The sequence below is a fragment of the Streptomyces sp. NPDC005728 genome (assembly GCF_040630895.1).
In the GTDB taxonomy this organism is placed as follows: Bacteria; Actinomycetota; Actinomycetes; order Streptomycetales; family Streptomycetaceae; genus Streptomyces.
Window position 1 is genome coordinate 51,671 of the sequence record NZ_JBEXYL010000013.1, and the last position, 12,250, is coordinate 63,920.

The 12,250-nt window shown below is 73.0% G+C and carries 8 protein-coding genes; 2 read left to right on the forward strand and 6 right to left on the reverse strand.

Translation table 11 applies throughout. The features are described 5' to 3' along the window. Positions 1–69: 69 nt before the first annotated feature. From ABZ471_RS12015 to ABZ471_RS12040, 6 genes are all read right to left on the reverse strand, one after another. On the reverse strand, positions 70–924 hold the full coding sequence (locus ABZ471_RS12015; RefSeq protein WP_359065172.1) for a hypothetical protein: 855 nt from the start codon (positions 922–924) through the stop codon (positions 70–72). Positions 925–1,094: 170 nt separating this feature from the next. Next, positions 1,095–1,880 carry a hypothetical protein gene (locus ABZ471_RS12020; protein ID WP_359065174.1) on the reverse strand — a complete coding sequence of 262 codons (786 nt, stop codon included), beginning with the start codon at positions 1,878–1,880 and terminating at the stop codon, positions 1,095–1,097. A gap of 105 nt (positions 1,881–1,985) precedes the next feature. Next, on the reverse strand, positions 1,986–3,158 hold the full coding sequence (locus ABZ471_RS12025) for an NlpC/P60 family protein (RefSeq protein ID WP_359065176.1): 1,173 nt from the start codon (positions 3,156–3,158) through the stop codon (positions 1,986–1,988). Between the two features lie 127 nt (positions 3,159–3,285). Next, on the reverse strand, positions 3,286–3,822 hold the full coding sequence (locus ABZ471_RS12030; RefSeq protein ID WP_359065178.1) for an RNA polymerase sigma factor: 537 nt from the start codon (positions 3,820–3,822) through the stop codon (positions 3,286–3,288). A gap of 88 nt (positions 3,823–3,910) precedes the next feature. Further along, positions 3,911–4,594, reverse strand: a complete 684-nt coding sequence (locus ABZ471_RS12035; RefSeq protein ID WP_359065180.1) for a M15 family metallopeptidase — start codon at positions 4,592–4,594, stop codon at positions 3,911–3,913. An 89-nt stretch (positions 4,595–4,683) separates the two neighbouring features. After that, positions 4,684–8,706 carry a BTAD domain-containing putative transcriptional regulator gene (locus ABZ471_RS12040; RefSeq protein WP_359065182.1) on the reverse strand — a complete coding sequence of 1,341 codons (4,023 nt, stop codon included), beginning with the start codon at positions 8,704–8,706 and terminating at the stop codon, positions 4,684–4,686. A 504-nt stretch (positions 8,707–9,210) separates the two neighbouring features. Between ABZ471_RS12040 and ABZ471_RS12045 the strand changes: the two genes are divergently transcribed. Both ABZ471_RS12045 and ABZ471_RS12050 read left to right on the forward strand, forming a co-directional pair. Continuing rightward, on the forward strand, positions 9,211–11,259 hold the full coding sequence (locus ABZ471_RS12045) for a phosphocholine-specific phospholipase C (RefSeq protein ID WP_359065184.1): 2,049 nt from the start codon (positions 9,211–9,213) through the stop codon (positions 11,257–11,259). A 66-nt stretch (positions 11,260–11,325) separates the two neighbouring features. Next, positions 11,326–12,180 carry a phospholipid scramblase-related protein gene (locus tag ABZ471_RS12050; protein WP_359065186.1) on the forward strand — a complete coding sequence of 285 codons (855 nt, stop codon included), beginning with the start codon at positions 11,326–11,328 and terminating at the stop codon, positions 12,178–12,180. Positions 12,181–12,250: the final 70 nt, after the last annotated feature.

The window sequence follows — 12,250 nt, forward strand, 5'->3', positions numbered from 1 at the left end:
AGTTCCTCCCGTGAGGACGGACCTGTGGTGCGCTCGTGCGGACGGCGGTGGCGTCGACCGCGGGCGGGTTCAGGGCCGCCGGCGGCGACGCTGCCGGGTCAGGCCGATGGCGACAACGGTGGCGAAGACGAGGGCGGCCACGCAGATCGCCACGATCGATGCGGATGTTCCGGTGCCCGCGAGCCCCTTTCCTCCGGTGCCGCCGGACAGCGCCGACGGGGCGGGAGCGGCGACGGGCGGGGTACCGGTGGGTGTCGCCGCCCCGCTCGCCGTACTGCCCCGCGAGAGGCTCGCCGTCGACGACGCCGTCTGTGACGAGGCTGTCTGCGACGACGGGGCTGTCTGCGACGACGAGTCCGCGTCCGGTGCCGGGGCCGTCGCCTGGCCGGCCACGGAGTAGGACGCCTTGCCGTCCATCAGGGCCACCGGATCGACCGAGGTCGTGGGCTGGATCAGGCCCTGCGCGACGAACTGGAGGGTGGACGGCGCCGGCACTCCGGAGGCCAGCGAGAAGCGGAGGGGGATGCGGGCCGAATCGCCCGCCGGGAGCGAACCCACGGAGGGCAGGCCGGCGTCGGTGCCGAGGTAGCCGCTGAGCGCGGTGTCACCCGGTGTCAGCTGCACCGGCCGCCATACGGACGGGCCGGCGTCGAACCATTCCATGGTGACCTGATCGGATGTCAGCCGGGTCGCGGGCGGCGCGAGCCGGATGCCGACGGCGACGATGAAGCTGTCCGTGATGTCGGTGTCCAGCGTGTTGTGGAACGTGGCGTCCACGGTCAGCGGACCGCCACCGGGCACTATCTCCCCGGAATCCGGGGTCAGTTCGGCGTAGGGAGCAGCCGGGTCCGTGGCGTACGCCGGCGCGGCGGACAGGCAGAGGGGGATGAGCAGTGCGGCGCAGCTCGCAAGGGTTGCGCACAACGGTCTACGGCGTCCACGGCGCACGAGAAACCAGCTCCCCCCGACGCGCCCCCCGGCGCGCTTCCTGGCGTGTTGCCGGAGAGTTTAAGGGATAATGTGCCTTAAAGGGCAGGCACTTCACATTCGGTCAATAAAGAACAGAAGTGAATTCCTGTGCCCCTTGAGGATTTTCAGGACCCGGTGGAGCTGTCGGGGTCGACGACGACGTCGTAGGAAGGCGTGGACAGGGAGTGCAGGGGGGAGTCGAGTTTCTCCGTACGGAGGATGTAGGTGCCCGGAGCCAGGTCCGAGAGCTGCTGGTAGCGGCCGGTGAAGTCGGGCTCCGTTCCGGTCCAGTAGCCGGACCCGAGGCTGTGCTTGAGGACCCATCCGTTCGGCTGGACGATCGCCGGGTACACCGGGCCGAGCGCATCCTGGGTGAGTGTGAAGGACGCCCCGGCACGGGCGTCCGCGCCCGGCGTACCGGACAGGGTGAACGAGAAGTAGCGCACGTTGAACGGTGAGCCCGAGGTGAGCGGGGCGCAGTTCTGGGCCGTCACCGGGCCGTCCACGACGCCGAGTTGCAGCGGGTCGGTGAAGGTGCCGCTGCCGGCCAGGTCCGCGCAGTCCTGACTCCCGTCTCCGGCCGACTGGTCGTCGTCCTCCGTCGTGTCGTCCCCGCTCCACGTGTCCGGAGTGTCGGACGTCGCGACCTCCTCGGTGGGGGTCTCCACCACGGGTTCCTGCGTGGTGGGGGTCGGCTCAGGAGAGGAACTGCTGACGGCCGGGGTCGCCGAAGCGGTGTCGGAAGCGGACTGGGAGACGCCCGCCGAAGAGGATCCCTCCGCACTCGAACGATGGTCCGGTGAGCCGCCGCAGCCGCTCGCGAGCAGTATCGCCGCGAGCGCAGCCGCGCACTTTCTGATCATGGTTTCCTCCCCCTCGCGCACCGCCGGGAACGCGCCGGCGGACGTCATGTGCGCGGGATATTACATCTCTTCATCCCTTCGATCCCCTCATATGAGGACTTCTCCGAACCGTCTTCCCGGAGCCGTCGGAACCGGCCCCGGGAAGACGCCCGCTCAGCAGGTGGGTACGTCCGTCAGCCAGGCCGGACCCTTGAGGTAGATGTTGGTCATCCACGAGCCGTCGGTCAGCTTGGACCAGGCGTCGTTGGTGTAGCCCTCGGCCGTGACCTCCTGCGCGTGCGCCTGGCAGACCACGTTGACCGTCGTCGGCTGGGCGAAGTAGTCCACCACGGACGCGTTGACGTTCGGCTGGCTGTGCGTGCGCACCCCCGTGCCCCACGTCTGGTGCGGCTTGCTGCCCCCGCTCGGCGGCGCCGGGCTGCTGCCGCCGCAGTCCGGGATGCCGGGCAGCGAGGCCGGGCCCTTGATGTAGATGTTCGTCAGCCAGGAACCGTCGGCCAGCTTCGACCAGATGTCGTTGGTGTAGCCCTCGGCGGTGACCGTCTCCGCGTGCTCCTGGCACTGCACCGAGACCTGCGTCGGCCCGGCGAAGGTGTCCACGACGGAGGCCCGCACGCTCGGCGAGCTGTGGGTGCGCACGCTGGTGCCCCAGGTCTCGAAGACCGTACCGCCGTCGGCCGGCGGGGGAGTCGGGGTGCCCGACGGGTTGATGCGGACGGCGCCCGCGTAGTCGCCGCCCGTGCGTACCGGGGCGACGCGGATGTGGGTGCCGGACTCGTACGCCTCGACCATCTGCCCGGCGCCCAGGTACATCGCCACGTGGTGGATGTGCCCGCTGCCCCAGAACATCAGGTCACCGGGGACGAGCGGGCCCGTGCCCTGTCCCGCCGAGAAGCGGGCGGCGGCCTGGGAGGTGTGGAACTGGTCGTTCGCGGTGCCGTTGAGCAGGTCCTTGCCGGTCGCCCGGTAGTACGCGTAGCGCGTCAGGCCCGAGCAGTCGAAGCCCTTGCGCTCGTTGTCGTGCATGCTGTCGGGGTCGGACCCGTCGTAGTAGCCGTAGGTGGGGCCGGGCGTGGCGCCGTGGCCGCCGCCCCAGCTGTACCAGACGCCGATCTGCGCACAGGCCGCCTCCACGGCCGCCTGCGCGGTGGCGGAGGCGCCGGGCGCGAGGACACCGCAACCCGCCTCCTGGGCCGCCGTCGTGGCACGGGGTTGCGTGACCGCGTGCGCGGTCGTGGGCAGGAAGGCGGCCAGGGCCGCCGCCACCGCGGTGGCGAGCGCCCGGCCGATGAGCCGGCGCGTGGTTCCGGTCTTCAAGGAGCACATCCTTCATCGACGTTCCGTCACCCGGGCAACGGGCCACGGCGGTGGGGGGTGTGTGCCCGGCGCCCGCACAGCGTGCGGGCGCCGGTTCCGGTGCGGCGCCCACCCCCGTCGGGCGCCGCACCGGCGTCTACTGGGCGGTCAGCGCCGCCCGCATCTTGGCCAGGGCGCGCATCCGGTTGCGCTGGACCGTGCCGCGATGGGCGCCGAGGCGCTCGCCGGCCGAGTCGTGGCTGAGGCCCTCCAGGTCGACGAGGATCACCGCGGCCGCCTCCTTCGGGGAGAGCACGCTCAGCAGCGCGAGGGCCGTGGCGCTCGCCTCGTACGTACCGAGCCCGCCGTCCCAGCCGGACTCCGGCAGCCGGTCCGTGACGCGCTCCCGCCGGGACGGGTGCAGCCAGGAGTCGCGCAGCAGGTTCAGGGCGACCGCGCAGGTGTAGGCGTACGGGTGCCGCTGCGGGGCGAGACTGCGGGCACGCGCCCGCCGGGAGAGCCGCAGATACGTCTCCTGCAGCAGGTCGTCGGCGTCGTGCGGGTTGCCGGTCAGCGCCAGCAGCCGTCTGCGCAGCCGCGGCATGTCGGCGGTGAAGGAGGCGTCGAACTCGCCCGGACCGACGCGGTCGTCCGTGCGCGGCGCCGGGGCGCAGATACCGCCGCTGGTCTCCATGGGTTCCCCCGATCGTCGGTCGTGGTGCGGAGTGGCGTGGTGCCGCCGCCGGTACGTGTGCCGGCGACGGAGTCGTCGGACCGTCGGGTCATGCGGTCCGTGCGCTCCGCGCGGGCGGGGCCGGCGGGTCGGCCGGACCGTAGCGGGCGGCCGGGGCGTGGCGCAGCAGCGCCCAGTACCGGTCGCCGTACGACCAGTGCCACCACTCGGTGGGGTAGTTGACGAAACCGGTCGCGGTCAGCGCCCGGTCCATCAGGGTCCGGTTGGCGCGCGCCTCGGCGTCGATGCCCGGGGCGGCCGTGCGGCAGGCACCCTCGCTCTCCTCGGGGGTGGCGTTGACCTCGGTGCCGAGCGGGAGTTCGGTGCCGTCCTCGGTGCACAGGGTCAGGTCCACCGCCCCGCCGCTGACGTGCGGGGCGACCTCGGGCGGGGAGATGTAGGCGCTGGCCAGCTCCCGTATGAGGGCGGGCGCGGCGCCCGGGTGGGCCTTGCGCATCGTGGCCGCATAGCTCTCGAAGTAGCGCCGTTGCAGGTCCGGCGGCCGGTACCCCTCCACCACCAGGAACCGGACTCCGGCGGGCAGCAGCCGCTGCGCACGCAGCAGACGCCGGAGCGCCCCGGACCGGAGGTGGGCGTAGGCGCCGGTGTCGTCGGCCTGCCGCGGGTCGAGCAGCAACTCGGGAACCTCGCGCAGGTCGACCAGTGGTTCACCGCATTCGCGCTCGGTGACCCCGGCGACCCGCGGGTCGGAGAGCGGGATGATGTCCGTCACGCTCTCAGCGTGGCGGGCGCCTCTGCAAAGACTCTGCAGGATCTCTGCAAGCGCCCGCCCAGGGGTTCTGCAGCTTCCGTACGCCTGGTTCAGCCGCCCTCGTCCGCTCGCTCCCGCGCCTCCCGGCAACCCAGCACGCGGAACACCTCCAGTGCCTCCGCCCGGGCCGTACGCGCCGCCTCCTCCTCGCCGTCGGCCGCCCGCACCGCCGCCAGGTCCCACAGGGTCCGCGCCCGCCACACCGGCAGGCGCAGCTCCTCCCAGACCGCCAGGGCCCGTTGCAGCGGGTCACGGGCTGCGTCGGTGTCGGCGGCGGCCAGGCGGGCCTCGCCCAGCGTGCGCAGCACCAGGGCCTCACCGAACCGGTCCTGGCGTTCCAGGGCCACCTCCAGACAGCGGCCGAGCCGTTCCACCGCCCGACCGGGGCGGCCGCTGCGCAGCTCCACCTTGGCCAGCGACTGCTCGGTGTACATCGTGCCGAAGGTGTCGCGCAGGTCGGCGAAGAGCCGCAACGCCTCGTGCAACACCCGCTCGGCCTCGGCGAGTTCGCCGTCGGCGCGATGGCACAGGGCCAGCGACCGCAGGGTGAGACCCTCGCCGTTCCGGTCGAACGCCGTGCGGTACAGCTCCAGCGCCTCGGTCAGCGCCTGCCGGGCCTCGGCGCCCTTGCCCTGCTCGCGGTGCAGATGGCCGATGCCGTACAGCACGCGCGCCCGCGCGCCGACGTCGCCCGCGGAGCCGTACCGCTCCAGCGAGGCGCCCAGCAGTGCCAGCGCCTCGTCGTGCCGGGACTGTTCGCGCCGGGCCGTGCCCATCCCCGCGAGCGCCAGGGCCGCCCCGTGCGGTACGTTCCCGCACTGCTCGAACAGACGCAGCGCGTCGGCGAAGTAGGCGTACGAGGCGTCGAAGTCGTCCTGCTCGTAACGGAGCTGGCCCAGGCCGGTGAGCAGCCAGGCCTCTCCCTCCTTGTCGCCGCTGCGGCGGACCGCCGCCATGGCCGCGGTGTGCGAGCGGGACCAGGCGTCGAACTGGTTGTAGAGGGCGGCCGAACCGGCCATCAGTGCTCCGGCGAGATCCCTTGCGGCGCGCGGAAGTTGACGGTCGGCGCAGTGGACGGCGGCCGCGAGCAGACCGGCCTGCTCGGCGGCGAACCAGGCCGCGGGCCGCTCCAGCAGCGATTCCTCCGTCTCCGGATCGAGGGGGCGTACGGCGGCCGGTTCCGGGAAGTGCCGGGCCGCACCGCCCGGTCCTCGCGCGGCCGCCTTGCGGGCGAGATCCAGCCAGCAGGCGACCAGCCGCAGCACCGCCGCCGCCCGCTCCTCGGGACTCTCCTCCGTGAGGCAGCGCTCCCGGGCGTGTTCCCGGGCCAGGTCATGGATGCGGTAGCGGGCCCGGCCGGTCCCGTCCACGCCGATCACATCGATGAAGTGGCAGTCCACCAGCCGCTCGACGGCCTCCTCGGCCTCGTCCGCGCCGATGTCGAGCAGCGGTGCGGCGATCCAGGCGGCGAAGTCGGGCAGGTCCAGCAGGGCCAGCCGGCGCAGCGCCTGTCGCTCCTGCGGATCGAGGTCGGCGTAACCGAGTTCGAGGCTGGAGCGCAACTCCAGGTCTCCCGCGCTGAGTTCGTTGAGCCGGCGCCGCTCGTCGCGCAGCCGGCCGGCGAGCCGGCCCGGCGCCCAGTGCGGGCGGGCGGCGAGCCGCGCGCCGGCGATGCGCACCGCGAGCGGCAGCCGGCCGCACAGCGCGACGATCTCCGCGGCCCGCTCCGGCTCGGCGCTCGTCCGCTCCGGTCCGGCCACCCGCCGCAGCAGTTCGAGCGCGTCCTCCTCGCCGGGCACGGTCAGGTCCAGGTGGGCCGCGCCCTCCAGCGCCACCAGCCGCCGTCGGCTGGTGACCAGCACGGCGGAGCCGGCGCCGGGCGGCAGCAGCGGTCGTACGTGTGCCTCGCCGGCCGCGTTGTCGAGGATCAGCAGGACCCGGCGGTGCCCGACGTGGGTGCGGTACAGGCCGGTCAGCTCCGCCAGGCTGCCGGGCAGCGTCTCCGGCTCGGCACCCATGGCCCGCAGCAGCCGGGCGAGGGCGTCGGCGGGCTGCAGCGGGGTGGCGTCGGCGGCCCGCAGGTCCAGGAACAGCCGTCCGTCCGGGAAGAGTTCGGCGGTACGGTGGCCGACGTGGACGGCGAGCGCGGTCTTGCCCGAGCCCGAACGCCCTGAGATCACTCCGATCGGCGGCGCGGTCCGCCCGGCGGCACCGGCGCCCTCCAACAACCCGGCCGCCCAGGCGATCTGCTCGGACCGGCCCACGAAGTCGGCGATGTCGGGCGGGAGATGGGAGGGGACCGGGGGTGTGCGCGGGGGCGGGACGGTGAGGGTGCGGGAGTGCAGACGGTCGGTCGGCCCGCTCTGCGGTGGCGCGCCGGATCCGGCGCGCGGACGGGTGCCGGGCCCGGCTTGGGGGTGGACGTCGTACGGGGCCGGTGCCGTGCCCTCGGCGGTCTTCGGACGGGCGGCGGAGGGGGCGTGGCCGTGCGGGCCGGGGCCGCCCGGGGGCCGGGCGCCGGAAGCGGCCTCTGCGCGGCCGTCGGACGCGGCGCCCGCCTCGGGCCGGGGTCCCTCGGCCAGCAGCCCGACCCCCGGCACGGCTCCCGCGCCACCGCCGGAGCGCCGGCCCGGACGAGGCCCTGTCCGCGCCGCGTCCGCCTCCGGCTCGGTCTGCCGGTCGGCTTCCCTGCCCGTCTGTCGGTCGGGGGCCCGGCCCGCGTCTGCGGCCTGTTCGGTGTGCCGGTCGGGACCCTGGCCTGCGTCCGTCATGGGTTCGGTCCGCCAGGGGAGGCCCCCGCCCACGTCCGCCGTCGGTCCGGCCTGCCGTTGGGGGACCCTGCCCGCGTCCGCCGTCGGCTCGGTCTGCCGGTCGGAGCCCGTGTGCGTCTGCCGGTTGGGGCCCTGGCCCGCTCTCGCCGTCTGTTCGGTGTGTCGGTCGGGGGCCGGGCCTGCGCCCGCCGTCGGCTGGGTCTGCCGGTCGGGGCGTCTGCCCGTCTGCCGGTTGGGGTCCTGGCTCGGGTCCGCCGTCGGCCCGGTGTGCCGGTCGGAGCCCGTGTCCGTCTGCCGGTCGGGGCCCTGACCTCCGTCTGCTGCCTGTTGGGTGTGCCGTTCGGGGCCCTGGCCTGCGTCCGCCTCCGGCTCGGCCTGCCGTTCGGGGCCCCTGCCCGTCTGCCGGTTGGGGCCCTGGCCCACTCTCGCCGCCGGCCCGGTGTGCCAGTTGGGACCCCGGTCCGCCCCCGTCCCCGCCCGGGTCCGCCGGTGGAGGCTCCGGTCCGCGCCCGGCAGGCTCCGGGCCTTGGGCGCTGAGGGTGTGTCCAGAGCGGTGGTGGGGTCGTCGCTGAGCGCGGCCCGGTGCAGTGCGCGCAGCTGTGGGCCGGGGTCGATGCCCAGTTCGTCGCGCAGGACCGCGCGGCCCTCCCGGTAGGTGCGCAGGGCGTCGGAGACGCGGCCGGTGCGCAGGAGGGCGGTCATCAGCTGGCCGCGCGGCCGCTCGCGCAGCGGGTGGGCGGCGACGTGCGCCAGCAGCGGGGCGATCGTCTCGTCCTCGCGGCCCAGTTCGAGCCGCAGCCCGAAGGACTCCTCCAGGGCGACCAGCCGCAGCTCCGCCAACCGGGCCGACTCGATCCGCGCGAAGGTCTGGCCGAGCCCTTCCAGCGCTTCCTGCCCCCGCCACACGCCCAGCGCCTTGCCGAGGACGTCCACCGCCCGAGCCGGGTGTCCGGCAGCGGTCTCGGCCCGGGCGGCCGTGAGGAGTTGCTCGAATCGGCGGGCGTCGACCTGGGCCGGGTCGAGGTCGGCGACGTAGCCGGGCGGGCGGGTGCGGATGACCTCGGCCGAGCCGATCCGGGCCAGCGCGCGGCGCACCGCGGAGACATGTGTGGCGACCAGCGCGCCCGCCGTCGCCGGGGCCCGCTCGTCCCAGACGAGGTCCACGAGCCGCTCGGTGGAGACCACTTCACCGAGGTGCACGACCAGGGCACCGAGCACGGCGAGGGGCCTGGAACCGCCGAGCGGAGCGCGCCGGCCGCCCTCCCACGCCTCCACCGGCCCGAGCAGACGTACCTCGAACATGGATGGCACCCCGATCGCCGTACCGTCCGCCCCCTCGCGGATGGTGACAACGATATCCGTGCACGCCGTCCGGGCATGCCGAAAGCCGGGCCGTCCTGTCCGGATCCGGCCCCTGCGCCCGAACGGCCGGAACCCTCCTGGACGCCCGGCGCCCGGAACGGAGTCCCAGTCCGTGTCCGGCGGGGAAGCGCGGGCCGCTGCTCCTCCTTCCGTCCGGCAGTTGGCCGGATCTCGCGGCCGCGGGCCGTGCCGCCCGTACCGGAGACGGGACATCGGGGGCTCTCGTATGACTGCCGGCGGGTCAACCGGCCGCGGAATCCGCAGCGGTGAGGACACGGGCAAAGGCGGCATGAGCCCCACCCCCCGGCGTACCGACGACTTTCACATCCGCGCCATCAGACCCTTCCCTGACGTTTGCTGCTCTTGGAACACTCGCTGCGCGCAGATTCCGTCATCCGACGGCATCGCGTACGTCAGGAACGCAGGACGAGAGGACCCTCACTCATGACCGAAGTGAACCGGCGGCGATTCCTTCAGCTCGCGGGCGCCACGACGGCGTTCACCGCGCTGTCCAGCAGTATCCAGCGCGCTGCCGCGCTGCCCGCCCTCCACCGCACGGGTTCGGTCGAGGACGTCGAGCACATCGTCGTCCTGATGCAGGAGAACCGTTCGTTCGACCACTACTTCGGTTCGCTCCGGGGCGTGCGGGGCTTCGGCGACCCGCGTCCGGTGACGCAGAACGGCAGGTCCGTCTGGAAGCAGTCCGACGGCACGAAGGACATCCTCCCCTTCCACCCGGACGCCGACGACCTGGGCCTGGCGTTCATCCAGGACCTCCCGCACGGCTGGAACGACGGGCACGCCGCGTTCAACGGCGGCAAGTACGACAAGTGGGTACCCGCCAAGTCGTCGACGACGATGGCGTACCTGACGCGCGAGGACATCCCCTTCCACTACGCGCTCGCCGACGCCTTCACCATCTGCGACGCCTACCACTGTTCCTTCATAGGCTCCACCGACCCGAACCGCTACTACATGTGGACGGGCCACACCGGCAACGACGGCAAGGGCGGCGGCCCGGTCCTCGGCAACGACGAGAAGGGCTACTCCTGGACGACGTACCCGGAGCGCCTGGAGCAGGCCGGCGTCTCCTGGAAGATCTACCAGGACGTCGGCGACGGGCTGGACGCGAACGGCGGCTGGGGCTGGATCAACGACGCCTACCGCGGCAACTACGGCGACAACTCGCTGCTCTACTTCAACCAGTACCGGAACGCCAAGCCCGGCGACCCGCTCTACGACAAGGCCCGCACCGGCACCGACGCGCGCAAGGGCGAGGGCTTCTTCGACCGGCTCAAGGCGGACGTCGAGGCGGGCACGCTGCCCCAGGTCTCCTGGATCGTCGCCCCCGAGGCCTTCACCGAGCACCCCAACTGGCCCGCCAACTACGGCGCCTGGTACGTCGCCCAGGTCCTGGACGCGCTCACCTCGAACCCCGAGGTGTGGGGCAAGACGGCACTGTTCATCACCTACGACGAGAACGACGGCTTCTTCGACCACGTGATCCCGCCCTTCCCGCCGGCCTCCGCCGCCCAGGGCAGGTCCACCGTGGACCCCGCGCTCGACCTGTTCAAGGGCGACGCCGGCCACCCCGCCGGCCCCTACGGGCTCGGCCAGCGGGTGCCGATGCTGGTCGTCTCGCCGTGGAGCAAGGGCGGTTACGTCTGCTCCGAGACCTTCGACCACACCTCGATCATCCGGTTCGTCGAGCGTCGCTTCGGTGTCCAGGAGCCGAACATCTCGCCCTGGCGCCGTGCGGTCTGCGGCGACCTGACCGCCGCCTTCGACTTCTCCCGCAAGGACACCGCGCCGGTCACGCTGCCGTCCACGGCCGGCTACCAGCCGCCGGACCACAACCGGCACCCCGACTACGTGCCCGTCCCGCCGGCCAGCCCCGCCCTGCCCGGGCAGGAGCGCGGCTGCCGCCCCACCCGTCCGCTGAAGTACGCCCCGGTGGTGGACGGTGCGGCGGACACGGCGGCCGGGAAGTTCACGCTCTCCTTCGCCTCCGGCGCGCAGGCGGGTGCCGCGTTCCTGGTCACCTCGAACAACCGCACCGACGGCCCCTGGCCCTACACCACCGAGGCCGGCAAGACCCTCTCCGACACCTGGAACTCGGCCTACTCCGGCGGCTCGTACGACCTCGCCGTGCACGGCCCGAACGGCTTCCTGCGCCTCTTCAAGGGCCGCAGCAAGGTCGCCGGACCCGAGGTCACGGCCCGGTACGTCGGCGACGACGTCGAGCTGACCTTCACCAACAAGGGCTCCGGCACGGCGCAGCTGAAGCTCGTGAACCGCTACGGCGGCAGCCCGGTCGGTGTCACCGTGCGGCCCGGCGCCACCGTGAAGCAGACCGTCGGGCTCACGGCGAGCAAGCGCTGGTACGACCTCACGGTCACCTCGGACGGCGACCCGGCCTTCCTGCGCGGCTTCGCCGGCCACGTCGAGAACGGGCGCGCCGGCGTCAGTGACCCGGCCATCATCACGGGGTGAACGGGCGATGAACACCGCTCCGTGCGGACTGGTCAGGTACCGGTCACATCAGGGTAGTGTGCCCCGGTGACCACGCAATCGAACACCCCTGCAGGCTGGTACCCCGATCCGCACGGGGCTGCCCAGACGCTCCGTTACTGGGACGGCGCGCAGTGGACCGACCACACGAACCCGGCCCAGCAGGCCGCCGGGCAGGTTCCGCAGCAGCAGGCCGCTCCCCAGCAGCCGGCCGCACACATCCCGCAGCAGCAGGCCGCCGACCCCAAGGTGCAGCGCCAGGTGCAGCAGCAGGCGGGCGTCGCGGCCGGCGGTGCCGGCGGCGGCACCCTGTTCACCGAGCCGGTCCTGGTCGTGAACCAGAAGGCCAAGCTGATCGAGCTGACCAACGAGTACAAGGTCATGGACCAGGGCGGCCGCGAGATCGGCTCGGTCGTCCAGGTCGGCCAGAGCGCGCTGAAGAAGATCCTGCGCTTCGTCTCCAGCCTCGACCAGTTCATGACGCACAAGCTGGAGATCCGCGACGCCTACGGTCAGCCGCAGCTGGTGATGACCCGGCCCGCGAAGATCTTCAAGTCCCGGGTCATCGTGACCCGACCGGACGGCTCGCCGGTCGGTGAGATCGTGCAGAAGAACATGATCGGGAAGATCAACTTCGCGATGAACGCGAACGGCCAGCAGGTCGGCGCGATCAAGGCGGAGAACTGGCGGGCGTGGAACTTCGCGATCGTCGACCACGCGGACAACGAGGTGGCCCGGATCACCAAGACCTGGGAAGGCCTCGCCAAGACGCTGTTCACGACGGCGGACAACTACGTCCTGCAGATCCACTACCAGCTGCCCGAGCCGCTGCTGAGCCTCGTGGTGGCGACGGCCCTGACCGTCGACACCGCCCTCAAGCAGGACTCGCGGGGCTGGGGCTGAGCAAGGCCCCGACGGCCCTTTCGAGGACGTACGGCCACGGCGGCCGGTGCATGCGGAGAGTCCGCGCGCA